The sequence below is a fragment of the Massilia sp. W12 genome, assembly GCF_037300705.1.
Lineage (GTDB): Bacteria > Pseudomonadota > Gammaproteobacteria > Burkholderiales > Burkholderiaceae_D > JACPVY01.
In genome coordinates, this window is the sequence record NZ_CP147776.1 from 3,559,008 (window position 1) to 3,583,048 (window position 24,041).

The following is a 24,041-nucleotide window of genomic DNA, read 5'->3' on the forward strand; positions in this document are numbered from 1 at the left end:
ATCCCCTCGTTACTTGCTGCAAACTGTGCCCCCCCCCCCTGCTTATACCCCCTCCTGCCGCATATTGTTGCAATCAGCGGCAATCAGCATGCCGCCAGCCTTCCGCACACTGCTATCATTGCCAGCCTTACCCCCTTCATGAGAGCTGAAAAATGAGCCCCACCAGTCAACACAGCCTGTCCGTGCTGCGCGATGGCAGCCAGATGGGCTGGCATATGATTCCTTTGTTATTGCTCGTGATCTATGCCTATGCGCGCGAAGCGGATCAGGGCAATTGGTCGCGCGTGCTGGCGGCGCTGGCGTTTTGGGCCATGGATTGGTTGAATGAAATCATGAACGGGCTGGTGTTTCATTTCACGCAGTTTGCGCCGATCTGGGGGATTGGGCACCCCTCTTCCTACCTGATTTTCATGGGCTTGAATCTGGAAATCGCTTTCAATTTCGCCTTGATGGGTTTGGTCGCCACCATGCTGCTGCCCAAAGATCCGGGCATGAAAATCCTGGGCGTGAATAACCGTTTGCTGTTTGCCGTGGTGAATGCCGCGCTGTGCGTGATGGTGGAACTGGCTTTACATCACTGGGGCATGCTGGTGTGGGAATGGCCCTGGTGGGGGGCCGCATTTCCTTTGCCGATTTTACTGTTTGGCTATCTGCCCTTTTTTCTGGTTGGGTATTGGGTGTATGACATGCCATGCCGCAAACGGCAGGTAAAAGTGGTGGCGGCGCTGTATTCCCTGGTCTTTTGCCTGGCGGCTGGCGGCATTGGACTGGGATGGATATGATTGGACTTCACAACACATTACATGCATATATGTTATAATTTCATCACTTGTATGTTTTGTTTTATGAGGGACACATGTCTGGCTATCATCATTTATTGGAACGGTTCTGGGATTGCAGCAATCGGCGCGACTGGCAAGGTTTGCAGGTCTTGCTCAGCCCGGAATTACATTACCGCTTGCCGCAAACGCGCGAGCGGCTTGATAGCGATCAAAGTCTGCTGGAGTTGTTCAGCACCTGGCCCGGTGATTGGGAATGCAAAATTGAGGAACTGGTGGTGGATGGCGTGCGCGGTGTGACGCGGATTGCCTTTCATCCACAGCGCGGCAAACCTGAGCACGAATTGGGCATCAGTTTTTTCCGCTTTGAAAATGATGTGATTGCTGAAATCGTTGAGTTCTGGCCGGTGGCGTATGAGCCGCCGCAACGTTTGTGCCAGGCGCTGCGGCGTTATTAAGCCGCTTCCCGGCTGCGCCAGCCGGCCAAGGCCAAACCGCACTGCGGTTTGGCGGGCGCACTCTGCCGGCGCAGCGCCCCGCCCCTTATTTTCCCTGACTGGCCACCGCCGCCTTGGCGCGTTCCTGCTGTTTTTCCAGCTCTTGCAATTGTTTGCGTTTGTCTTCCACCTGCTTTTCCAAGCGTTCCTGTTTGCGCTTGGCCAGGTCTAATTGGCGTTGCTCTGAATCCTGCTGCTTTTTCAGATATTCGGCTTCATTATCGGCGCGCTTTTTGGCGGCTTCCGCCAATTCTGCGGCATGGCGGCGCTGCCGCGCGGCGGCTTGTTCCCGTCTTTGCTGGCTTTCCTGGGCGCGTTTGGCGGCGGCGCGGGCGCGCTCTTCACTGTCTTCCTGCGCCCATTTCTGTTCGCGTTCGGCGCGCTCCTGTTCGCGTTTTTGGTGCTCTTGCAAAATGCGCGGGCCGGCTTCGAGGTGTTCGCGCTGGCGTTCGCTCAATTCTTTTTCCCGCTGTTGCAAGCTCTGTTCCCGCTTGTAACGCGCAGCAGCGATATCGAGTTTGTGCAGCTGTGCTTGCTGCTGGCGCAATTCCTCTTTGGCGTTTTCGACGCAGGCGGCGGCGAAAAACTGCGGCAAGCAGGCGGCTTCCTGTGCTTGAAAACGCTGCTGCAAGGCGTTGCGCAATTGCGCGACCTGTTCTTGCGCGGCGTTGGCGGCATCCAGATTGGTGAAAACCTGGCCGGGATATTGTTGCAACAGTTTTTGCACATCCTGCGCCACATCGCTTTGCGCTTGCGCTGGCATGTTCAGCGCAAAACCGGTCAAACCGGCCATCAGTCCCGCCACTGCCCGTTTCATGCGCGCTCCTCAGACCAGATTTTGCGCCACCAGCCTTTGCTGGGTCGCCATGTATTCCGCCGACTGCATCTCGATGATGCGTGAGACGGTGCGCTGAAATTCATTCGCCATCGCGCCTTGCACATATAAGCGTTCGGGCGCGACTGCGGCTGATAATAAGAGTTTGACTTTGCAGTCATACAAGACATCGATCAGCCAGGTAAAGCGGCGCGCCGCCGATTCTTGCGCCGGCGTCATTTCCGGCACGCCGGAGACGATAATCGTGTGATACAGGCTGGCCAATTCCAGATAATCGTTTTGCGAGCGCGCGCTCTCGCACAGGGTGGCGAAATCAAACCAGATGATGCTGCCGGCGCGCCGTCTGGCGCGCAATTTGCGGCCCAGGATTTCAATATCCGGCTTGGCGTCGGCCACTTCGGCGATTTCATCGAAGGCGTGCGTGAGCGCGGCATCGGCCTGCGGCCCGAGCGGGGTGTAGTACGCCGCCACTTGTTCCAGCACACGCTTGCGGTAATCAATCCCGGCATCAACATTGACCACATCCATCTTTTCTTTCAGCAGGGCAATGGTGGGCAGCATGCGGTCGCGGTGCAAGCCATCCGGGTACAGGTCGTCAGGCCGGTAATTGGATGTCATGACGAAACACACGCCATGCTCAAATAAGGCGGATAAAAGGTTGTACATGATCATCGCGTCGGCCACGTCGGAGACGTGGAATTCATCGAAGCAGATCATGCGGTATTTGCGCGCGACGCGCTTGGCGACTTCTTTCAAGGGGTCGGGCTGTCCCTTGAGTTCGTCCAGCTGGCGGTGTACGCCGCGCATGAATTCGTGGAAGTGCAGCCGGGTCTTGCGCACCAGCGGCAAGACCGAGTAAAAGCTGTCCATCAAAAACGACTTGCCGCGCCCGACGCCGCCCCACAAATAGACGCCGCGCGGCAAGGGGGGACGCACTAACAAGCGTGTGATGCTGTTGGAGCGGCGCGCTTTATACGCCGTCCATTCATCAAACGCCTGCTGCAGGCGCGCCACCGCCGCCAGTTGCGCCGGGTCGGCCTGATATGCACGCCGCGCCAGCGCATCCTGGTAGTACTCGGTGACGTTCATGCTTTAGAAATTCAAGGTGCGCTTATCCACCGCCAGCGCGGCTTCCTTGGTGGCTTCCGAGAGGGACGGATGAGCGTGACAGATACGCGCAATGTCTTCAGCGGCGGCGCGGAATTCCATCGCCACCACGGCTTCGGCGATCAATTCAGAGACCATCGGCCCCACCATGTGGACGCCCAGAATTTCATCGGTTTTGGCGTCGGCCAGGAATTTCACCATGCCGGAGGTGTCGCCCAGGGCGCGCGCGCGGCCATTCGCCATAAACGGGAATGTGCCGGCTTTGTATTCCACGCCTTCCGCTTTCAATTGCTGTTCGGTTTTACCGACCCAGGCGATTTCCGGCGAGGTGTAGATCACCCAGGGGATGGTGTTGAAATTCACATGGCCATGCTGGCCGGCGATACGCTCCGCCACGGCGACGCCCTCTTCCTCGGCTTTGTGCGCCAGCATCGGGCCGCGCACCACGTCGCCCACCGCCCACACGCCGGGCAGATTGGTTTTGCAGTCGTCATCGACTTTGACGAAGCCGCGCTCATCCAACGCCAGACCGACGGCTTCGGCATCCAGGCCGATGGTGTTGGGCACGCGGCCAATCGAGATGATCAGGCGGTCAAAACGCTGGCTTTGCGCTTCGCCTTTGGCGTTTTCATATTCGACCGAGACGCCGCTATCGTCGGCGCTGATCTTGCCCAGCTTGACGCCGAGTTTGATGTCCAGACCTTGCTTGACCAGCAGCTTTTGCGCTTCTTTGGCGATTTGCTCATCGACCGCCGCCAAAAAGGCCGGCATCGCTTCCAGCACGGTGACTTTGGCGCCGACGCGGCGCCACACGCTGCCCATTTCCAGGCCGATCACGCCGGCCCCGATCACGCCCAGGTTTTCCGGCACGGCGTCAATCGCCAGCGCGCCGGTATTCGACAAAATACGTTTTTCATCAAACGGCGCGCCCGGCAATTCGCGCGGGTTGGAGCCGGTGGCGATGATGACTTGTTTGGCGATCAATTCGGCCGGTTTGTCGCCGCTGACTTTGATGGCGTAAGCATCTTCCGAGCGCCCGGCGAAGCTGCCACGGCCATGGAAGAAGGTGACTTTGTTTTTCTTGAACAGGAACAAAATGCCGTCATTGTTTTGTTTGACGATTTTGTTTTTGCGCTCCAGCATCTTGCCCAGATCCAGGCGCAGATTGTCCATGCCGATGCCGTGTTCGTCAAAGCCGTGCGCGGCATGCTCGAAATGCTCCGACGATTGCAGCAGGGCTTTGGACGGAATGCAGCCGACATTGGTGCAAGTGCCGCCCGGGGCCGGGCCGCCGGCGGCGTTTTTCCATTCGTCGATACAGGCCACCGACAGACCCAGTTGCGCGGCGCGGATTGCGGCGATATACCCACCTGGGCCTGCGCCGATGACTACGACATCAAATTGTTGGCTCATTGCATTTCCTGAATAAATAATGGGGGTTTGCCATCCCCTGCTTTCCGGCAAGCAGTCAAACGCCGCCTGGCGGCGGCGTTTGATGCTGTTGTGTGATTAGAGATCGAGCAACAGACGGGCCGGATCTTCCAGCGCTTCTTTCATCGCCACCAGACCCAGCACGGCTTCGCGACCATCGATGATGCGGTGGTCGTAAGACATCGCCAGGTAGTTCATCGGGCGGATCACGATCTGGCCATTTTCCACCACCGCGCGTTCCTTGGTGGCGTGCACGCCCAGAATCGCCGATTGCGGCGGGTTGATGATCGGGGTCGAGAGCATGGAGCCGAACACGCCGCCATTGCTGATGGAGAAGGTGCCGCCGGTCAATTCGTCCAGGGTCAGCTTGCCATCCTTGGCTTTGACGCCGAATTCGCCGATTTTCTTTTCGATTTCAGCAATGCTCATTTGATCCACATTGCGCAGAATCGGCACCACCAGGCCGCGCGGCGAACCGACCGCAATGCCGATATCAAAGTAGCCGTGGTACACGATGTCATTGCCATCCACCGAGGCGTTCAAAATCGGGTATTTCTTGAGGGCGGCGACAGCGGCTTTGACAAAGAAGGACATGAAGCCCAGCTTGACGCCATGTTCTTTCTCAAACTTGTCTTTGTATTTGTTGCGCAACTCCATCACCGGCAGCATATTGACTTCGTTGAAGGTGGTCAAAATGGCGTTGGTGGATTGCGATTGCACCAGGCGCTCGGCGATACGGGCGCGCAAGCGGCTCATCGGCACGCGCTGTTCCGGGCGGTCGCCCAAATCCAGGTTGCTGGGGGCGGCGACTTGCTGCAGCGGGGCTTTGGTCTGCACTGCAACCGGAGCCGGAGCCGGAGCCGGGGCGGCGGCGCCCTCTTCCAGCTTGCGCACCACATCGCCCTTGGTGATGCGGCGGTCGCGTCCAGTGCCTTCCAGGTGTTCCGGGTCAATCTTGTGTTCCGCCATCAGTTTGGCGGCGGACGGCATGGCGCTGCCGGCGCCGGGTTTGTCGGCGCTGGCCGGAGCTGCTGCGGCAGCCGGTGCGGCGGCGGCGGCCGGTGCGGCGCCGACGCTGGCTTCGGTATCGATATAAGCGATGATTTCGCCTGCCACCACGGTGCTGCCATCGCCCTTGACGATTTGGGTCAGCACGCCGGCGCCAGGGCAAGGCAGTTCCAGCACCACTTTATCGGTTTCCACGTCAACCAGATTCTGGTCGCGTTCAACTTTTTCACCCGCTTTTTTATGCCAAGCTTGCAAAGTGGCTTCCGCCACGGATTCCGACAATTGCGGTACTTTCACTTCAATGATTGCCATGTAATTCTCCGGTATCTTCAAACGGCGCAACGGGGTGTGGGTCGCGCACAAAATTCAGTTAAACACGTCAAGCGCGGCCTGTGCCTGCGCTTGACGCAAATTGTCATTTGGTCAGCACAAAGCCTTTGAGCTTGGAAAACGCGGTGTCGAGCAAGCCCTTTTGCTGCGCATAGTGCTTGTCGTAGTAACCCACGGCAGGCGAGGCGCTGGCTGCGCGGCCGGCATACGCCAAACGCTGGCCGGCTTCCATGTTTTCAAAAATATTGTGCTGGGTCTGGAACCACGGGCCTTGATTTTGCGGCTCGTCTTGCGCCCACACCACCTCCGCCAGATTCGGATATTTCTTGAGTTCCGCAGCAAAAGCTTTGTGCGGGAACGGATACAGCTGTTCAATGCGGATGATGGCGACATCGTTTTGCGCCCGTTCTTTACGCGCATTCACCAGGTCGTAATACACACGGCCCGAGCAGGCGATGACGCGCTTGACCTTCTTGGCGTCGATCTTTTCGTCCACTTCGCCGATCACGGTCTGGAAAGCGCCCTTGGCCAGATCAGACAGCGGCGAACCGGCGTCTTTGTTGCGCAGCAAGGATTTCGGCGTCAGGATCACCAGCGGCTTTCTGAACATGCGGATCATTTGGCGGCGCAGCAGATGGAAAATCTGCGCGGCGGTGGTCGGCTGCACCACTTGAATATTGTTGTCTGCGCACAGCTGCAGGAAACGCTCAGGACGGGCCGAAGAGTGTTCCGGGCCTTGGCCTTCATAGCCGTGCGGCAGCATCATCACCAGGCCGGAGGCGCGGCCCCACTTCACTTCGCCGGAGACGATGAATTGGTCAATCACCACTTGCGCGCCATTGACGAAGTCGCCGAATTGCGCTTCCCAGATGGTCAGGGTATTCGGTTCTGCGGTGGAATAACCGTATTCAAAGCCGAGCACTGCTTCTTCCGACAACACCGAGTCGATGATGGTGAAGGTGGCTTGCTTATCGCTGATGTTTTGCAGCGGCACATAGTTGCCGGCGTCCCAGCGCTCACGGTTTTGATCGTGCAGCACGGCGTGACGGTGCACAAAGGTGCCGCGCCCGGCGTCCTGGCCGGTCAGGCGCACAGCATAGCCGGAAGCCAACAGGGTGGCGAAAGCCATATGTTCGCCCATGCCCCAGTCCAGATTCATTTCACCACGGCCCATGGCGGCGCGGTCGCCCAGCACGCGCTCGACCAGCGGATGCACCTTGAAGCCTTCCGGCACTTCCGTCAAACGCGCGGCAATGCGCTTGAGTTCGGTCAGCGGGACAGCGGTGTCAGCCACATCCGTCCACTTGCGGTTGAGGAAGGGCATCCAATCCACCGCATACTTATTCTTGAAGTTGGAGATGACCGGATCCACGGTGTGGCGCCCGGCTTCCATCGCCGCACGGTAGGTTTTGATCATTTCATCCGATTCATTCGGCGCCAGCGTGCCTTGCGCGGTTAAGCGCTCGGCGAACAGTGCGCGCGTGCCCTGATGCTGGCCGATGCGCTTATACATCAGCGGCTGGGTCAGTGCCGGGGTGTCTTGCTCATTGTGGCCGAGTTTGCGGAAGCAAACGATGTCCACCACCACGTCTTTCTTGAATTCCATGCGATAGTCGAGCGCGAACTGGGTCGCCAGCACGACTGCTTCCGGGTCGTCGCCATTGACGTGGAACACCGGTGCTTCGATCATCTTCACCACGTCGGTGCAATACAGCGTGGAACGGGCGTCGCGCGGGTCGGAGGTGGTGAAACCGATCTGGTTATTGATCACGATATGCACTGTGCCGCCGGTGCCGTAACCACGGGTTTGCGCCAGATTCAGGGTTTCCATCACCACGCCCTGGCCGGCAAATGCCGCGTCGCCGTGCACCAGCACCGGCAACACTTGCGAACCGTCTTTATCGCCCCGGCGTTCCATCCGCGCCTTGCAGGAGCCTTCCACCACCGGGTTGACGATTTCCAGATGCGAGGGGTTGAACGCCAGCGACAGATGCACCGGGCCGCCGGCAGTCGCGATGTCAGACGAGAAGCCCTGATGGTATTTGACGTCGCCGGACGGCAGGTCGTCGCCATGACGGCCTTCAAATTCTTCAAACAGATCCCCCGGCGATTTGCCCAGAGTGTTGACCAGCACATTCAGGCGGCCGCGATGCGCCATGCCGATCACGATTTCCTGAATGCCGCGCTCACCGGCGCGCTGGATCACTTCATCCATTGCGGCGATAAAGCTTTCGCCGCCTTCCAGGGAGAAGCGCTTTTGACCAACGTAACGGGTATGCAGATAACGTTCCAGACCTTCAGCGGCGGTCAGACGTTCGAGGATGTGCTTTTTCTTTTCAGCGTTGAAGCTGGGAGTGGAGCGGATCGATTCCAGCTTTTGTTGCAACCAGCGTTTTTCCGACGGGTCGCTGATATACATGAATTCTGCGCCGATGGAACGGCAGTAGGTGTCGCGCAGTGCGTTGAGCAAATCGCGCAGACTGGCGGTTTCGCCGCCGAAGTAGGTATTGCTGATATTGAACACGATGTCCATATCGGCATCGGTGAAACCGTAGAAAGACGGCTCCAGTTCATGAATCACCGGGCGTTCCTGGCGCTGCAGCGGATCGAGATTGGCCCAGCGGCTGCCCAGATAGCGATAAGCGGCGACGAGTTGGGTGACAGCGATGCGCTTTCTGGCCATTTCCGCATCCGCCGCCGCAGAAACGGTGCGGATCGGGCCTTGTTTGGCGCGCTCAGCGAAGGAGGCGAGCACCGGGGCATGCGCCACGTCAGGGCGGCTGGAGCCGTCCACGGCGGGCACGTTTTGCATCGCGTCGAAATAGGCGCGCCAGTTATCGGGCACCGAACCGGGGTTGTCGAGATAAGCTTCGTAGAGTTCTTCGACGTATGGCGCATTGCCGCCAAACAGGTAGGAATTGGCTTTGTATTGCTGCATCATTTTTTGCTCACCTTTCTTCGCGCTTCGCGAGTATGGGGCGGGTTAATCTAACCTTCCGCGACACGGCCTGACCGGTTAGCGGATTGCACATCGGGGGACTGCGGCAAACATCTGCCACAGCGCCGCAATCCCCCGCACTGGGAGAGGGACTGCAACGCTGCAAGCGCTTTGTCACAGACCGCCCTTCATCAAGTATGTGGGGAAGGAGTCACAGCTCGAAATTCCAGCGGAAACGCAAAGCGCTTTTTTTGCCTCTTGTCTTGCACAGAATTTGACAATCATTTGGCGAAAAAAAATGCCCGCCAGATGAGAGCATTCAGTCACAAGGATAGCATAAACAGGCTTGTGCCAAAAGCAATTTCTTTGTATCAGGATTTATCCATGGCAACGCTGCGCAAAGCGGCACAAGCGGCATTTGCGCGCCGCCGCCATCAGGCTTGCCACAGCACTTCCAGGCTTTTCGGGCCGAACAGGCGCTCATATTCCTGCGCCGCAAATGCATCCATCATGCCGGAAATATAGTCGGCCACCAGACGCTGCAATGGAAAACGGTCTTGCAGCACGCGCAATTCCGCCGGCAAGAGCATGCCGCCGCGATTGAAGCCGGCATCGGTCAAGGCGGCAAATAAACCGCGTATCACTTTTTCGCCGCGTTTTTCATAAAACTGAATATCGCGCTTGCGCGTCACGGCGCGAAACAGCAGTACTTTCAGGCCGCGCGCCAGCTGTCCCAGCTGGCGATAGCCCAAGCGCTCCTGCCCTGCCGCGCCGACCACGCTGATATCGCGGCACAGACGGTTGACGATGCGCGAAGTCAATTCTTTGCGCAAGACGATGGAATATTCTTCAGAGGTGCCCAGCCGCTTGGCGCGCAACGCTTCTTCCTGCACATCGCACGCAATCTCGGAAAAAATCAGATAGCCCTCACTGTATAAAGGATCGATGCAAAATTCATGCACGATTTCGCCCAATGAAATAATGCCAAAACTCAAGGCGTCTTCCAGATCATGCGCGGCGTAAGCGATTTCATCGGCCAGATCCATGATTTGCGCATCAATGCTTTTGCGCAGCGTGACGCCATGCGCATCCAATTGCTCTTGCAGGAATTGATAATCGTCGGGATACAGAAATTTTTTCGGATTGTCTTTGGCGCGGTAAAAATATTTGGTGATGCCAAACATCGTGCGCACGGTCAGATTCAAGCCGTCGTAGGCATGATGTTTGCGTTCCAAAGTGCGCAAGGTGCGGAAGGCTTGCGCATTGCCCTCATAACCGCCAATCGCGCCGCACAGCTCATGCAATATATCTTCGCCATGATGGCCGAATGGCGGGTTGCCGATGTCATGCGCCAATGAACAGGTTTCCGCCACCACGGTTTGCTGCAGCCCGAGGCTGGCGGCAATCGAGCGCGCAATTTGCGCCACTTCCAGGCTGTGGGTTAAACGGTTGCGGTTGAAGCGGTTGGCGTCCACGCCCAGCAATTGCATCTTGCCCTGCAGTGCGCGAAAGGAAGAGGAATACAGCACGCGCGCATAATCGCGCATGCACTCCTCACGACCATCGCCACGGCCATCGCTGTGCTCCACCATCCGGTATTCCAGACAGGCGATGCGGTTTTCTTCTTCCCGGGCAAATTCCCTGGTTTGCTGGTCGTACATAAAATCCTCTCAGTCTGTATCCGCACGTCCAAGGCTGGACGCGAACTCCAGCAGCATGAGAACGGCATATGGACTTTGCCCGCTACAATAAGGCAAGTAAATCCCGCAAATCAGTCAGCACCGCGTCCGCACGAGTCTGCAGCTCTCGCCGCCCCTCTCCGCTGGCGTATAAGAAATTTCTGCCGACTCCTGCAGCCAGACCGGCTTGAATATCGCTTTCTTTATCCCCTACCAGAATTGACGCTGCTAAATCAACCTTAAAATCCCGCACCGCATCTAAAATCATGCCTGGCTGCGGCTTTCTGCGCAGAGAGGCGCATTTATAAGCGCCCACACCAAATTCAGGATGCGTCGGACAGTAATACACTTCGCGGATCGGACAGTCTTGTGCAGCAAATTGCGCTCGCACCCAGCTCATCAATTCTTCGAAATCCTGTTCGCTATAATACCCGCGCCCTATTCCAGCCTGATTTGTTACTACAAATATACTATATCCACGCTGCACCGCAGCACGACAAATATCAAAAATGCCATCGACAAACTCAAATTGACTTTGCCGATAAACATAACCGTAATCTATGTTTATAACCCCATCCCGATCCAGGAATAAACCTTTTTCAGGCTGCAAATTTTCCACCGGCCATCTCCTGTTGCGCACGTAAATAGTCTTGTGGAATGCCAATATCAATGAAATAACCTTCAGCCACGTAGACCAAAAAATCCTGCAAGCGTACTTGCGGCGCTAAAAAATCTGACTCCAAAGAAAAAACACTATCTCTGGCAAAATCATTCAGTATTGTTTTTGGCAAGACATAGCAGCCAGCATTAATCACCCCCGCGCCCTGCCCTGTTTTTTCCAAAAAATCAAGCACATGCTTTCCATCCACTACTAATTGACCATAACGCGCCACATCCTCCACGCGCCGTCCGACAATTACGGGCATACGCTGTGCACACCACATATCTTCAAGAGCTTGATAATCCAACTCCAAATAAGAATCACCATTCAACACAAAAGCATGATCAGTTTTACACACATCCAAGGCATTGCGCAAAGCCCCCCCTGTGCCCAAAGGTGAAGTTTCGATCTCATAACTTAGCCGCATTCCCTGAAACTGCGAGCCAAAATGACTAATGATTTTTTCGGACATGTAGCCAATAGACAAAACGATATGCTCAAAACCGGCAGCCGCCAAGCGTTGCAACACAATTTCAAGGAACGGCTTGCCACCAACCACAGCCATTGGCTTTGGCAGATCAGGCACTAAATGCCGCAAGCGGGTGCCCAACCCGCCTGCTAAAATAATTGCTTCCATCACTTATCTGACCCGAAAATTTCGTTCTCCACAATACCACATAAAATGTGACCCAAAATCAAGTGCCCCTCTTGAATTTTAGGAGTATCCACCGATGGAACCTCGAACAGGTAATCACACAATTCCGCCATCTCTCCTTTTCGCATGCCGGTAAAACCAATTGTCGTCAAGCCAACTTTTTTCGCCTCGCTCAAGGCGCGGATAATGTTTCTGGATTTACCCGAAGTGGAATACGCAATAAACACATCACCTTGCGCGCCATGCGCCTGCACTTGCCGCGCAAACAATAAGTCATAGCCATAATCATTGCCAATAGCGGTTAAGATCGAAGTGTCGGTGGTTAATGCGATCGCGGACAAACCTGGCCGATCAAATGCAAATCTACTGACAAATTCGCCGGCAATATGCTGTGCATCTGCAGCGCTGCCACCATTCCCGGCTAAAAGGATTTTCCCCCCCTTGCGCATACAAGTCACGCAAGCAGCCGCCGCTGCGGCCACAGTATTGACCAAAGCCTGATCCGCCGCCATTTTCTCAGCAATATCCCGGGCTTGATTGATTTGCCCAATGATAAATTCATGCACTATACTCGCCATGCTTGCGTTCCATATTTTGTAAAGTTGCAATTATTAACTTGACCATTGAAATTCTTCAATGCCTGAATCAACTCAATCCGCCGTTCAGGTTTGACAAAGAAAATCATATGACCACCACCACCGGCCCCTGACACTTTCCCTGCCAATGCACCGGCATTTAATGCCGCCTGATAAATTTCATCAATTAATGGATTGGAAACAGTCTTTGCTGAACGCTTTTTACTTGCCCACCCTTGCAATAATGATTCAACGATTCCATCAAAATCACCTTTCAGCAGGCACTCCTTCATTTTCAAAGCTTCACGCTTTAATTCATGCATTGCAGCAAGCGCATCTTCATTGCCTGATTTCACATTACTGCTCTGATCTGCAATGATTCTGGCAGACTCACGCGAGACGCCAATGTAAAACAGCACCATCGATGCTTCCAACTCGCAAATGATCCAATTTTTGATCCGCAATGGATTCACAACTGTACGGCCATTTTCATAAAACTCCATGAAATTAAAGCCGCCAAAAGTTGCTGAATATTGATCTTGCCGCCCTCCCTGCAGACCACAATCCACCCGCTCAATTTGAAAAGCAAGTTGCGCCACCGCATAATCATCTAACGGCAGATTCAATAACTCTACAAAGGCGCGGATCATCACTACCACCAAGGTGGAAGAAGATCCCAATCCCGAGCCTGCCGGCGCATCGCAGTAGGTGGTTAATTCAAGAGGAATCGCAACGCCGCCATTGTATTCGCGCATCATGCGTTGATAGACTGCCTTATGCAAGTCCAACACACCATCATGCGGCATCCCTGCATCCAGCTCAAAGCAAGATGACATGCCAAGATCCGTCGCATTGAACCGAATCTGTGGTTCCTGCAAAACACTGATGCTTGCATGCGCATAGCGATCGATGGTCGCATTCAAGACATACCCGCCATGAAGATCGCAGAATGGCGCCACGTCCGTTCCACCACCAGCCAAGCCCAAGCGTAATGGCGCCCGGGCACGCACAATTGTCGCCATCATTAGATATCGCCTTCGTCGGTGAACGGTGGATTGTCCACATTCGCTTTTCTCAAAGTCATCTGATCATTTTTATATTGATTCAGATGAATTCTCAGCTCGCGCGGCGGTTGCTCTGCAGTCCTTTGCCAGCGTCCATGCGCCTCAATTTCATGCAGTGGACGCTTTCTGATAACCATTTCAATGCCGCACTCGGCAATCGGAGTTCGGGTTTGATCACTTCTTGGCAGAGAAAAGCGATAGGTCGAGGACAATTGCTCCAAGCGCACCAGCTCAGCTGCCGGCCCCAATGTCTTGACCATTTCGATCAAATTGATTGAACGCGCACTCCAGGATTGATGCTTGAATATAGTGAAAGTCCACTTATGGTCAAGATTGTAAGTGCTAGGGAAAACTCCTTGCTCATACAAATCTTCATCAGGAACCGTGATAATTAAATAACCATCCGGCTTCAGAACTCGCAACCAATTATTAATTCCTTCTATCGGATCGACAATATGCTCCAGGCAATGGCTGCTGTGTACAAAGTCATACACAGCATCCTGCACCCCAGCCAACTGTTGCGCATCCCCATCATCCCAATCCCAAGTGCGAATCGACTGCACCTGGCAAAACAGCTCAGCATAGAGCGATAGCGGGTCGGGCTTACCGCCGATATCCAAACCGTGACCTTTAAAATAACGGTTAATAAAATTGGGGTCCGCCAAACGGCGCATGATTGATTTGCTGCATTCCCTCATCAAGTCACTCCACAAAAAACTGTTATGCCTGGCTGCGGCGAAAGAACTGTGCTGCTCAAGCAGCAGACGCGGTCGGCGCCTTGGTGGCTTGAATCGCCAATAAACGCTCCAGATAGCGCTTGCCGGTTGCCGCAAAAGAGTTGTTACGCATCAGTTCACTCTTAGCGGTTTTGATCTTTTGCGCTTTCAATTTCTCATTGAAAATCACAGCTTCCATCTGCAAGCAGGCCGATTCAAGGGATGGCTCAGCCCAAACCTGATCTTTCCAATGCGGATAATCGCCGGCCTGCAGCGCTACCAATTCATGTTCCACCAGGAAAGCATTGCCACTGTTACAAAAATCCATATTGCCGGAATAGCCCGTGCATATCACCGGTGTTTCAAAAAACATCGCTTCCGCCATTCCCCGTCCGAACCCTTCCGAGCGGTGCAATGATATAAAGGCATCGGACAGACGCAACATGTTATAAACCTTATCAGGCGACCATTCCTCAACCACGATTTTTACTTGGTTGCGGTTATCGCATTTTTCCACCAAGGCTTCCAACTCTGGCAAACACTGCCATTTTTCAGCGCCACTAGGATTGGCTTTAATGTACAACTGTAAATCAAGGTCGGGCAACTTATTTACCAGCATATCAAATGCTCGTAAAATAAGTTCAGGGTTTTTCCTCTGCACATAGGATGAATTTGAATAGAAGAAGCTAAACACAAACGCATCTTCACTCATCTGTAAGTCTGTGCGCCGATAAAACAAGGGGTCGGCAATATCAACCGCCAAGGGCATATTCACAACTGGCATATTCCTGGTGTTTGAACCTGCAATCGATTGCTGCACAAATGCAGATGGTGTCCAGACCTCATCAAAATCTCTTAGCGCCCTATAGTATATTTCCGGAAATTTTGACAACTCCCAGGCTGGATAGATGATGTTGTAAGCCGATTTGAAGCGCTGTTTATTATCACCTCGGGAAAACAGTCGGGACAAAGCGCCATCAACCTCATCGGCATTAATGGCAAAGATATTGATTTCTTCACTTAACCTGAATGAAGCGTGTTGCACAAACCGCTTGTAGCTGTTTGTCCCAAGATCACCGGTATATTCCGGATAAACATTGACCAACTGCGCATTCACGCCCAAGCTCAGCAGGGATTGAAAAATTGCGCGCGGATGCTCGCCCATGCCGATACTGCTGAAGGGATGTCCAATAATCTTAATCATGTAAGTCCTCAGTAAAACTTCTTGATTTTCATTTTTGCATCGTAAGTAGCTTCCAGAAATGCATAACCATTCTGTACCGATGGTTCAAGAATTGCCCCCTCCGCCCATTCATTCCATGCATTCACAAAGACACACTGCTCGTCGCCTAAAGTGGTCTGTTTCTGCAAGTGCAGCGCAGCTTCCAACCATGCCCGATATTTGCCTGGCGCACTGTTTGGAAAAATTCCCGCATCTTGACCACGACGGGCCGTATTATCCCAACCAGGCATCACGCATTGCATTTTGGTGTAATTCGGAGTTTGTCTCCGCAGGAAGTTAATTGCCGTCTGCTCATAATCATAAAAACCACCACCGAAATTTTCCGGCTCAAGTAGCTCAAAACGTTCTTTCGGCAACCCCTGTGCCAAACCATGTGGTGCAAATGACACCAATGCATCCGCTTCAAAATTTGAAGGATGGAATGTAGAGTCAAACGTTGAAAACGACTCAACCAGAGCAATGTATGGTTCACATTTAGCGTTGTGGATAAAGTATTCCCTCATGAAAGCCAGATTTTGTTTACATTCAGGGATCGCCCGATGATTATAGATCAAAACCAGTGGCTTACCATTGACAGTAATATACTCAGGCACGTCAAGCAATTTAATCATTTCCTGAAACATTGCAGTCATTGACTCACGGTCGTACTTCTGCTCCATCAAAATACTCTTGCTTTGACCATCCCAAGCACGTGTCCAGTTTTCATTGGCCCAACAGATGCAAAACGGGAATTTATGCTTTCCGCTCACCCTGCGGCGCAGCGGTAAATTCAGGATATGCTTATTATCCAGCCAATAAAAATAGTAACAGAAGGCATCAATGCCATATTTCCGCGCAATCGAAAACTGAAATTCTTCGACTTCTTCACAATTCAAGTCATAAAAACCGGTCGCAGTCGGCAAAATTGGCTGAGCATGTCCTTTATACACAGGCAATGCCTTGGTGACATTTCTCCACTCAGTAAACCCGCGTCCCCAGAATTTATTATTCTCAGGAATTTGGTGATATTGCGGCAAATAAAAAGCAATAACACGAGGCGCCTTCCGTTCAGCAAAGAACGATTCATGTGTTTCCACTAATTTAATCGTATTAGTCGCCGACAGATAGTGCTTGTTCTTTTTAAGCTTTTCCTCATTCAATGCATCTTCTGCGGAAAAGCTGCTTTTTTGCTTATAGCTTTGAGACAATGCATGCCACAACAACACATTTTTCGCAACGCCGACTTCCAAGCCGATTTTTTGGGCGCGAATACACAGGTCGGTGTCTTCACAATATGCAGGTGCATATTTGGGGTCATAACCATTCAGTTTAACCCAAGTGCTTCGTTTCAAAAAGAATGCCACCCCCGATGCATATTCAACTTTCTTATATTCATCGGCATTCTCACCTTTTTGATAGGCAGTTATCCATTTTGCCTCACCATTCTCATTGAAAAAGCCACCTTGCTCTTGGATAACGCCATTTGGGTAAAACACGGTTGGCGCTAACACCCCCAGTTGTGGATGTTTTTTGAGAATCGCCAACATATCATCAACAAAATAATCCGGCGCCACCACATCACTGTTTATAATCGCCAGATATTCAGCCTTAGCCTGTTTTGCCCCGAAATTGCAAGATAAGAGATACCCTTCATTCTCTTTTTCCAGAATTTTTACGTTTTTAAATTGCTTATACTTTTCCAATACAGAACTATCTTCAGTTGAGCCATCATTCACCAGCAAAATACGATACAAGCTCTCGTTTTCAGAGGTTAAGATGCTGTCAACGCAGGTTTGCAGATAATCAAATCCATTATAAAAAGGGATGATAATGTCAATTTGATATTCAGCTGCTTTGACATTATTAAAGCGCTCCTTGATTGCCTCTTGCATTTTTTCAAATGAATCAGCAACAGTTTCACTGTCAGGCGCACGTTTTCCGATAAATGGGGCTATTGCATCAATTTTCTTTTTCATCATACGATAATCATTTTCATATTCATCGTATGCTTCTTCGCCAAATTGAATATTATCCCAAAGCAAAATCAACGGATTACCAACTGTTTTGCCGTGCTTTTCGGGTGATAAATATGGCGAACTCTTCCGCTTCTCCTGCTCACCATGCAAGAAAAAGTGTGACAGCGGATTGGCTTTTGCTTCACGTACATCCTGATTCTGATCGAGATAATATCGCCCATCGAATATTACGCTTGTCGCATAATACTGATCATGGTTCTCCATATAATCCAGCAGCGGAGTTCTGTGATTATCAAAATCATATAATTCAGGCGTTAATTCATACTCACGCATAAACCATGGAGTATCAAAAATAGGATTGGGATTACTATTTACGCCATTCGTCATCAAATAATGCACCAAAGGTGCGACAGGAATCCCTTTCAGATAAGTATCGCTATACCATTGTCCCCAAAAGAGAATATTGATCGACAAAGGCCATAATTTTTTATCTTCGATGTACTTTTCCACGAATTCCACAATGTTCGCAGTTTCCACCTTTTGCCGAGTCAAATGCACAACATCCAACAATTTACTGAGGCAAATCATTTCCACCAAATCAACAACCGCAATGCGTTTGTTTTCAACTTCGATAAGTTTTTTGTTCCCTTTGCTACGCGGACGCTTAACAATATCGGCAGCAACCACATCTACCCAGCCAACAATTGAATCCCGCTCTATTCTCAATTGGAAAGCGTCCGGCATTACGCCGACTTTCGAGAAGTCAAACATGAAACCACGAAATGGCTCACCCAACTCTTCTTTAGCCTCTTTGGAATATATGTTTGCCACACAGGTTTGCAAGCAGACATCCCCCACCATCAAATCGACTGTTGCTTCGCCGATTTCACTGTACACCCAACCTATTAAAGTCTGACCTTCAAAATGCTGGATACAATAGTTGAATTCCACATCACTGTCCATAATCATCCGCAAAACAAAAAAGCATGTTAGTAATTCAAGGCAACATCTGCCTCACCTTGTTTCCTGCAGTCAACCACAATACTGATCACAAGCGAGCCACTCCGGCCAATCAAATGCTTCAACCTTAATCATGCTCTCATAATTAAGGTTGATACTGGCTTGGACTCTGCTATCTTCATTGCCCACTGGTTTCACGCCGAGCAAATTTTATCCACGCACATTGCCGTTGTTTGATATTAACACGGCATATCTTCATGCCAATAGACGCAATGCGTCATCCAACTTCCTTGCTGTGCTTATTGGTAACCAAAGTGCTCATTAACATCTTTCAAGTACATATTAAACCACTCGATTCTTTCCATGAAATACGCATCATTCTTCCAGCGCCCCACGCTCAAATCGATTGTTTCAGAGGTAACATGTTCTTTTTCAAACTCTGCGGCCCCTCCTGCCGTTTGCCGTTTTTGTTTTTTCTTCGCTTTTTTGCCGAAATAGCGATCCAGCTGTTTGCTCACTTTGCCCGGATCTTTAACCATCTCCTCATAGCGAACCACATGCCACTGCGGGAATGTTTTCAACACACATATCATTTGTTGTGCGATTGCCCGGAGTTCTTTATACTCCTGCTCTGTACTGAAATCTGTAAAATCTGAATTTGGGAAGCGTAGTTTATATTGACGGGTTGAACAGATCAAATCCCTTAAATCGCGAATCAATACTATACCTTTTGTTTCATACAGCAAATTAAGCAAGCACAAACATTCAATTCCGGAACTTGAAATTTTTTCAACATAGTATTGATCTTCTTCCGCCATTTCAAGATAATCCGAAATCCCTTTGTTAAGCCCATTCAATGCAGAATTGACAATTATTGCATCAACTTCTTCTTTTTGCGCTTTCGCTATTGCCGGCGCATCGAAGAAGATCATGTCATTTTTAAAGAACATCAGATCGGTAAAGTTTGCACAGAACTGTGCGCTCAATGTTCGAATTGTTAAGAGTGTGCGTGCGCACAAATAAGTCACGGCTCTTGTTTCATACGGCGCAGTGCCTGGAATATTGACATATTCCTTATCCTTCATCAATTTCATTAAACCTGATGAACCACTCCGCCCCATACTGAACAATGGAGCAATACGCACCTCTTTATACTGGCTCTTTCTGCGGAATTTGGTTAAATTTACATGTAACTCAAATTCAACAAAGTGATAATAACTGCCATCATCCGCAATTATTTTCAGCTTACATACTGACACTTCTCTTGTGAAAAGATAAAAAGGCAGCCAAATTGAGAATCCCTTACCATTAATATCGTTGGCGGTAAGATCAGGCCTATCTTGAAGCTCGACGTTAATTGGCGATATAGGGTTGTCATCTACCTCAAAAATTATACGCTCTATGTTCCTCCCCCCGATTGCGCACCATCCCGTCAATTCAAAGATGTAATTCCACCTTACACCTTCTTTCACACCCTCCAGACTCCCTTGTAATACATCTAAGTTATATATATTATAATTTTTCAATGTGAGTTGCATGCTACACACCTTCTTCCCGAGTTGCCGGCTGGATAATTTTGCGTCGCTTTTTTTGAAATTTGCGTACGCTGTCAGTTTAACTTCAACAATTTTCCGCTGTGTTACGCCATCTTGCTTCCCTCATGCATTCACATTTTTTGCAACGCTGCACGGGCTGTCAACTTGAGCACTTTTCCCGCATCCAATGCCTCATAGTCAGTCCATGCCAAACCGCTCGCTGCAGCAAACCGGATTATGTCGTCACTGCAAACAGCCATAATACGTGACGGGACTTCCATCCAAACCTGATGCCTGCGTTCGGACGGCATCGTTACAACTTGCCGTCATACCATTAGCCGCTCAATACGAACACGGCTTAACCTGTCATACATATGGCTTAGCTGAGGCTCGATTGCACATCCATCCAGCTCTGGTGCAGGCCTCCTTGGGCTGTATCATTTGCAACAAGTTTGGCTTGATGGCAATCATACAGCATCTGACTGCATTTTCCCGTTATTGCAGCTTTGCACGCTCAGCTCAAGTGCAGCAGAGGCAGCAGTCTGAAAATTATACAAGCAGCGACGCGCGTTCTTTCTGCTTGCAAAGCGCTTGTTTGTCCCCTTTTTTTCAAAACAGCAAGCAGTGCACATGACTCACTGAAGTTCATTCGTGAACACTGGATCTGTGCTCTCCCTGGGAAGCTGATGGCGAGCCGGCCCGCCATGTTTGTTGACAAACATGTCTGAAAGTGGTGAAGAGTAATATGCGCTCTGACAGCAACAAGATTGCCATTTTCCTGTGAAAAGTCATTGACACCAAAATTGCAACCCTGCTACATTTGCCATACCGGAAACAATTAGAAACAATCACATGCCGGGATTGCACCGACAGACTCACCGTCACGCAATGTCTGCCTTCAGAAGCAGACGATGCACCACCATACTGAGGATTACATGCTGAAATTGAACTTTGCTGCACGCTTGCTCGCCACTGCCGCTATCGCCACCCTGCCCGCACTCGCACACGCCGGTTATAACGGCGATTTCGCGAGTCTGAGCTTCTCTCACAATGCATTTGGCACGCCTGTTTTCAGCAACCCTGCCCAGGTCGGCGCCGGCGTTGAATTCAGCGCATTGAGCGTTGATAATTTCGGTCACCGCTGGACTTTGAACGGCGATGTGTCTGACAATGGCTTTACGCTGTTCTGGACTGAAAGCACGCGTGCACATGAGCCGAATGGCGGCAATATTTCGATGAGCGTACCGGCGGAATTCACCCTGTCCTTCGCCAATTCCACCGTGCAACCGCTGATGCTGCAGTCCTATTCCAGCCAGGGCCGTTACAGCAATGGCCAAGCGCGTCTGACCGGGATCGAATACCTGAATGCGAATACGGTCAAATTCAAATTCAATGCCCTGTATGACACTGACCGCTATGTGTTTGCCAACGCCGTGCCGGAAGCGCAAACTTACGCCATGATGCTGGGCGGTCTGGCGATGCTGGGCTTGTTCTCACGCCGCCGCAAACAAGCTTGATCAGGCTTGTTGTCAGCAATAAAAAACCCGGCGTTTGCCGGGTTTTTTATTGTGCAAGCGCCGCATGCGGCGCTGCAATTTATTTGCGCTCAGACATCGGCGGCACATTGCGCACCGGCGAGCCGGAGAACAATTGACGCGGACGGCCGATTTTCTGTTCCGGATCGGAAATCATTTCATTCCATTGCGCGATCCAACCCACGGTGCGCGCCATGGCGAAAATGCCGGTGAACAGTTGTACCGGAATGCCCAGTGCGGATTGCACGATGCCGGAGTAGAAATCGACGTTCGGATACAGCTTGCGTTGTACGAAGTAATCGTCTTCCAACGCAATCTTTTCCAATGCCATCGCGAGCTTGAATTGCGGATCGTTTTCCAGACCCAGCTCGGCCAGCACTTCGTGGCAGGTTTCGCGCATCAGCTTGGCGCGCGGGTCGTAGTTCTTGTACACGCGGTGGCCAAAACCCATCAGCTTCACGCCCGAGCTCTTGTCTTTCACTTTTTTGACGAATTCGCCAATCTTGTCCACGCTGCCAATATCGCGCAGCATGTTCAGTGCGGCTTCATTCGCGCCGCCGTGCGCCGGGCCCCACAGACAGGCGATGCCGGCGGCGATACAGGCGAAAGGATTCGCGCCGCTGGAGCCGGACAGGCGCACGGTCGAGGTGGAAGCGTTTTGTTCGTGATCAGCGTGCAGGATCAGGATACGATCCAGCGCGCGCACCAGCACATCATTCACTTTGTATTCTTCGCACGGGGTGGCGAACATCATACGCATGAAGTTGGCGGTGTAAGACAGGTCATTGCGCGGATACACGAAAGGCTGGCCCATCGAGTATTTATGCGCCATCGCCACCAAAGTCGGCATCTTGGCGATCAAACGGATCGCGGAAACGCGGCGATGGTGCGGGTCATTGATATCCAGCGAATCGTGGTAGAAGGAAGCCAGCGCGCCCACAGTGCCGACCAGCACCGACATCGGGTGCGCATCGCGACGGAAACCACGGAAGAAGAATTGCATCTGCTCGTGCACCATGGTGTGATAGGTGACGGTCTTGACGAAATCATTCTTTTCAGTGGCGTTCGGCAGTTCGCCATTAAGCAAGAGGTAGCAGGTTTCGAGGAAATCGCAATTTACGGCCAGCTGTTCGATCGGATAACCGCGATACAGCAATTCGCCCTTGTCGCCATCGATATAGGTGATGGCGGAATTACAGGAGGCGGTGGACATAAAGCCCGGGTCATAGGTGAATTTACCGGTTTCGCCGTACAACTTGCGAATATCGATCACATCCGGGCCGATGGTTCCCTTGTAAATCGGAAATTCTATCGAGGGGCTGCCGTCAGAAAACGACAGGGTTGCTTTGGTCTCGGATTTGTTCATGGCTCTTCCTTCATCAAGGGGTGAGTCTAAATATAAAAAAAATGTCCATACCAACTGCAATGTCTTGCCACGCCTCCTGCGGGTTTTTCAGCCCATGCATGCAACATATCAGGCATGGGCCAAGTGTCAAGGCTGCTGTCAGCCTGTCACCCGCAAAAACCGCGCTGATGGTTACGCCGCCTGCAAACGCGTCAGCAGGCGCAACACTGACGGCGTGGCCAGTGTCCCTTCCGGCGCACACCGTGCAAGCAGCAAATCCAGCAATTGGTTATCAGACAGGTCGAGCAATTGGGACAGCGCCCCCACATCCTCATCCGACAGCTCCAACTCGTGTGCGTCCAGAAAGCGGGTCAGAATCAGGTCATTTTCGAGCAAACCGCGCCGCGCGCGCCAGCGCAGTCGCGCGCGACGGGTTGCATCATCCTGGTGGCGTTCTTGCATGCCTGACCTCAAACCGCCCGCCGCAACATCAATTCCTTGATCTTGCCGATTGCCTTGTTCGGGTTCAAACCCTTGGGGCAGACATCGACGCAATTCATAATCGAGTGACAGCGGAATAAGCGGTATGGATCTTCCAGATTATCCAGTCGGGCGCCGGTAGCCTGGTCGCGGCTGTCCGCAATGAAGCGGTAGGCTTGCAACAGGCCGGCGGGGCCGACGAATTTATCCGGATTCCACCAGAACGAGGGACAGGAGGTCGAGCAGCTGGCGCACAGAATGCACTCATACAGCCCATCCAATTCCTCACGTTCAGCCGGCGACTGCAGACGTTCTTTTTCCGGCGGAATGCTGTCATTTTGCAAATACGGCGTGATCGAGTGATATTGCTTGAAAAATTGCGTCATATCGACGATCAGGTCGCGCACCACCGGCAAACCAGGCAGCGGGCGCAGTGTCACCGGCTCGCTTAACTCGTTCAAATTGGTGGTGCAGGCAAGGCCGTTTTTGCCATTGATGTTCATCGCGTCCGAACCGCACACGCCTTCACGGCAGGAGCGGCGCAACGCGAGCGAATCATCCACATCCGACTTGATGCGCTGCAAGGCATCCAGCAGCATCTTGTCAGTGTCTTGCAACGTCACTTCCAGATCTTGCATATAGGGACGGGCGTCCTTATCCGGATCGTAACGGTAAATCTTGAATTTCATTGTACGTGGCATGTTTCTACCCTT

Annotated in this window: 20 protein-coding genes; 3 read left to right on the forward strand and 17 right to left on the reverse strand. The window is 52.1% G+C overall.

Annotated features, from left to right (window positions below; genetic code table 11):
- Window positions 1-152 precede the first annotated feature (152 nt).
- On the forward strand, window positions 153-782 hold the full coding sequence (locus V8J88_RS14270) for a hypothetical protein (RefSeq protein ID WP_338844809.1): 630 nt from the start codon (window positions 153-155) through the stop codon (window positions 780-782).
- A 74-nt stretch (window positions 783-856) separates the two neighbouring features.
- Window positions 857-1,237 (forward strand): nuclear transport factor 2 family protein, encoded by a 381-nt coding sequence (locus V8J88_RS14275; protein ID WP_338844810.1) that lies wholly within the window; start codon window positions 857-859, stop codon window positions 1,235-1,237.
- 85 nt (window positions 1,238-1,322) lie between these two features.
- Here V8J88_RS14275 and V8J88_RS14280 read toward each other — a convergent pair whose 3' ends face one another.
- The 14 genes from V8J88_RS14280 to V8J88_RS14345 all read right to left on the reverse strand — a co-directional run bounded on the left by V8J88_RS14280 (window position 1,323) and on the right by V8J88_RS14345 (window position 19,971).
- Window positions 1,323-2,093 (reverse strand): hypothetical protein, encoded by a 771-nt coding sequence (locus tag V8J88_RS14280; protein WP_338844811.1) that lies wholly within the window; start codon window positions 2,091-2,093, stop codon window positions 1,323-1,325.
- A 9-nt stretch (window positions 2,094-2,102) separates the two neighbouring features.
- Entirely contained in the window at window positions 2,103-3,200 is a 1,098-nt protein-coding gene (gene zapE / locus V8J88_RS14285) for a cell division protein ZapE (protein ID WP_338844812.1), read from the reverse strand.
- 3 nt (window positions 3,201-3,203) lie between these two features.
- Entirely contained in the window at window positions 3,204-4,631 is a 1,428-nt protein-coding gene (gene lpdA, locus V8J88_RS14290; RefSeq protein ID WP_338844813.1) for a dihydrolipoyl dehydrogenase, read from the reverse strand.
- 96 nt (window positions 4,632-4,727) lie between these two features.
- Window positions 4,728-5,969, reverse strand: a complete 1,242-nt coding sequence (gene odhB, locus V8J88_RS14295) for a 2-oxoglutarate dehydrogenase complex dihydrolipoyllysine-residue succinyltransferase (RefSeq protein WP_338844814.1) — start codon at window positions 5,967-5,969, stop codon at window positions 4,728-4,730.
- A gap of 103 nt (window positions 5,970-6,072) precedes the next feature.
- The gene (locus V8J88_RS14300; RefSeq protein WP_338844815.1) at window positions 6,073-8,928 is read right to left on the reverse strand and encodes a 2-oxoglutarate dehydrogenase E1 component; all 2,856 of its coding nucleotides are present in this window, start codon (window positions 8,926-8,928) and stop codon (window positions 6,073-6,075) included.
- 431 nt (window positions 8,929-9,359) lie between these two features.
- On the reverse strand, window positions 9,360-10,586 hold the full coding sequence (dgt, locus tag V8J88_RS14305; protein WP_338844817.1) for a dGTP triphosphohydrolase: 1,227 nt from the start codon (window positions 10,584-10,586) through the stop codon (window positions 9,360-9,362).
- A gap of 82 nt (window positions 10,587-10,668) precedes the next feature.
- The gene (locus tag V8J88_RS14310) at window positions 10,669-11,223 is read right to left on the reverse strand and encodes an HAD family hydrolase (protein ID WP_338844819.1); all 555 of its coding nucleotides are present in this window, start codon (window positions 11,221-11,223) and stop codon (window positions 10,669-10,671) included.
- Window positions 11,204-11,902 (reverse strand): nucleotidyltransferase family protein, encoded by a 699-nt coding sequence (locus tag V8J88_RS14315; protein ID WP_338844821.1) that lies wholly within the window; start codon window positions 11,900-11,902, stop codon window positions 11,204-11,206. The genes V8J88_RS14310 and V8J88_RS14315 overlap by 20 nt, the downstream gene beginning before the upstream one ends.
- Window positions 11,902-12,498 carry a D-sedoheptulose 7-phosphate isomerase gene (locus tag V8J88_RS14320; RefSeq protein WP_338844823.1) on the reverse strand — a complete coding sequence of 199 codons (597 nt, stop codon included), beginning with the start codon at window positions 12,496-12,498 and terminating at the stop codon, window positions 11,902-11,904. The genes V8J88_RS14315 and V8J88_RS14320 overlap by 1 nt, the downstream gene beginning before the upstream one ends.
- Window positions 12,486-13,520, reverse strand: a complete 1,035-nt coding sequence (locus V8J88_RS14325) for a dehydrogenase (protein ID WP_338844825.1) — start codon at window positions 13,518-13,520, stop codon at window positions 12,486-12,488. Before V8J88_RS14325 ends, V8J88_RS14320 begins: the two co-directional genes overlap by 13 nt.
- The gene (locus V8J88_RS14330; RefSeq protein WP_338844826.1) at window positions 13,520-14,233 is read right to left on the reverse strand and encodes a class I SAM-dependent methyltransferase; all 714 of its coding nucleotides are present in this window, start codon (window positions 14,231-14,233) and stop codon (window positions 13,520-13,522) included. The genes V8J88_RS14325 and V8J88_RS14330 overlap by 1 nt, the downstream gene beginning before the upstream one ends.
- 79 nt (window positions 14,234-14,312) lie before the next feature.
- The gene (locus V8J88_RS14335; RefSeq protein WP_338844827.1) at window positions 14,313-15,479 is read right to left on the reverse strand and encodes a glycosyltransferase; all 1,167 of its coding nucleotides are present in this window, start codon (window positions 15,477-15,479) and stop codon (window positions 14,313-14,315) included.
- An 8-nt stretch (window positions 15,480-15,487) separates the two neighbouring features.
- Window positions 15,488-18,424: a glycoside hydrolase family 99-like domain-containing protein gene (locus V8J88_RS14340; RefSeq protein WP_338844828.1), complete on the reverse strand. Its 2,937-nt coding sequence runs from the start codon at window positions 18,422-18,424 to the stop codon at window positions 15,488-15,490.
- A 308-nt stretch (window positions 18,425-18,732) separates the two neighbouring features.
- Window positions 18,733-19,971 carry a hypothetical protein gene (locus V8J88_RS14345; RefSeq protein ID WP_338844829.1) on the reverse strand — a complete coding sequence of 413 codons (1,239 nt, stop codon included), beginning with the start codon at window positions 19,969-19,971 and terminating at the stop codon, window positions 18,733-18,735.
- Between the two features lie 932 nt (window positions 19,972-20,903).
- Between V8J88_RS14345 and V8J88_RS14350 the strand changes: the two genes are divergently transcribed.
- A complete protein-coding gene (locus tag V8J88_RS14350) occupies window positions 20,904-21,485 on the forward strand; it encodes a PEP-CTERM sorting domain-containing protein (protein WP_338844830.1) in 582 nt (193 codons plus the stop codon).
- Between the two features lie 79 nt (window positions 21,486-21,564).
- On the opposite strand, the gene gltA is transcribed toward V8J88_RS14350, so the two are convergent.
- From gltA to V8J88_RS14365, 3 genes are all read right to left on the reverse strand, one after another.
- Entirely contained in the window at window positions 21,565-22,869 is a 1,305-nt protein-coding gene (gltA, locus tag V8J88_RS14355; protein WP_338844831.1) for a citrate synthase, read from the reverse strand.
- Between the two features lie 171 nt (window positions 22,870-23,040).
- Complete coding sequence (locus V8J88_RS14360) at window positions 23,041-23,310, reverse strand: succinate dehydrogenase assembly factor 2 (protein WP_338844832.1); 270 nt, start codon at window positions 23,308-23,310, stop codon at window positions 23,041-23,043.
- Between the two features lie 8 nt (window positions 23,311-23,318).
- A complete protein-coding gene (locus tag V8J88_RS14365; RefSeq protein ID WP_338844833.1) occupies window positions 23,319-24,029 on the reverse strand; it encodes a succinate dehydrogenase iron-sulfur subunit in 711 nt (236 codons plus the stop codon).
- Window positions 24,030-24,041 lie beyond the last annotated feature (12 nt).

What these genes read in the sequence shown, in the direction of transcription:
- V8J88_RS14330 (WP_338844826.1), bottom strand. Translation starts at nt 14,233, where the DNA reads ATGCGCCGTTTGGCGGACCCCAATTTTATTAACCGTTATTTTAAAGGT.
- V8J88_RS14335 (WP_338844827.1), bottom strand. Translation starts at nt 15,479, where the DNA reads ATGATTAAGATTATTGGACATCCCTTCAGCAGTATCGGCATGGGCGAG.
- V8J88_RS14325 (WP_338844825.1), bottom strand. Translation starts at nt 13,520, where the DNA reads ATGATGGCGACAATTGTGCGTGCCCGGGCGCCATTACGCTTGGGCTTG.
- dgt (WP_338844817.1), bottom strand. Translation starts at nt 10,586, where the DNA reads ATGTACGACCAGCAAACCAGGGAATTTGCCCGGGAAGAAGAAAACCGC.
- odhB (WP_338844814.1), bottom strand. Translation starts at nt 5,969, where the DNA reads ATGGCAATCATTGAAGTGAAAGTACCGCAATTGTCGGAATCCGTGGCG.
- V8J88_RS14365 (WP_338844833.1), bottom strand. Translation starts at nt 24,029, where the DNA reads ATGCCACGTACAATGAAATTCAAGATTTACCGTTACGATCCGGATAAG.
- V8J88_RS14270 (WP_338844809.1), top strand. Translation starts at nt 153, where the DNA reads ATGAGCCCCACCAGTCAACACAGCCTGTCCGTGCTGCGCGATGGCAGC.
- V8J88_RS14315 (WP_338844821.1), bottom strand. Translation starts at nt 11,902, where the DNA reads ATGGAAGCAATTATTTTAGCAGGCGGGTTGGGCACCCGCTTGCGGCAT.
- zapE (WP_338844812.1), bottom strand. Translation starts at nt 3,200, where the DNA reads ATGAACGTCACCGAGTACTACCAGGATGCGCTGGCGCGGCGTGCATAT.
- V8J88_RS14360 (WP_338844832.1), bottom strand. Translation starts at nt 23,310, where the DNA reads ATGCAAGAACGCCACCAGGATGATGCAACCCGTCGCGCGCGACTGCGC.
- V8J88_RS14320 (WP_338844823.1), bottom strand. Translation starts at nt 12,498, where the DNA reads ATGGCGAGTATAGTGCATGAATTTATCATTGGGCAAATCAATCAAGCC.
- gltA (WP_338844831.1), bottom strand. Translation starts at nt 22,869, where the DNA reads ATGAACAAATCCGAGACCAAAGCAACCCTGTCGTTTTCTGACGGCAGC.
- V8J88_RS14275 (WP_338844810.1), top strand. Translation starts at nt 857, where the DNA reads ATGTCTGGCTATCATCATTTATTGGAACGGTTCTGGGATTGCAGCAAT.
- V8J88_RS14345 (WP_338844829.1), bottom strand. Translation starts at nt 19,971, where the DNA reads ATGCAACTCACATTGAAAAATTATAATATATATAACTTAGATGTATTA.
- V8J88_RS14280 (WP_338844811.1), bottom strand. Translation starts at nt 2,093, where the DNA reads ATGAAACGGGCAGTGGCGGGACTGATGGCCGGTTTGACCGGTTTTGCG.
- V8J88_RS14350 (WP_338844830.1), top strand. Translation starts at nt 20,904, where the DNA reads ATGCTGAAATTGAACTTTGCTGCACGCTTGCTCGCCACTGCCGCTATC.
- lpdA (WP_338844813.1), bottom strand. Translation starts at nt 4,631, where the DNA reads ATGAGCCAACAATTTGATGTCGTAGTCATCGGCGCAGGCCCAGGTGGG.
- V8J88_RS14300 (WP_338844815.1), bottom strand. Translation starts at nt 8,928, where the DNA reads ATGATGCAGCAATACAAAGCCAATTCCTACCTGTTTGGCGGCAATGCG.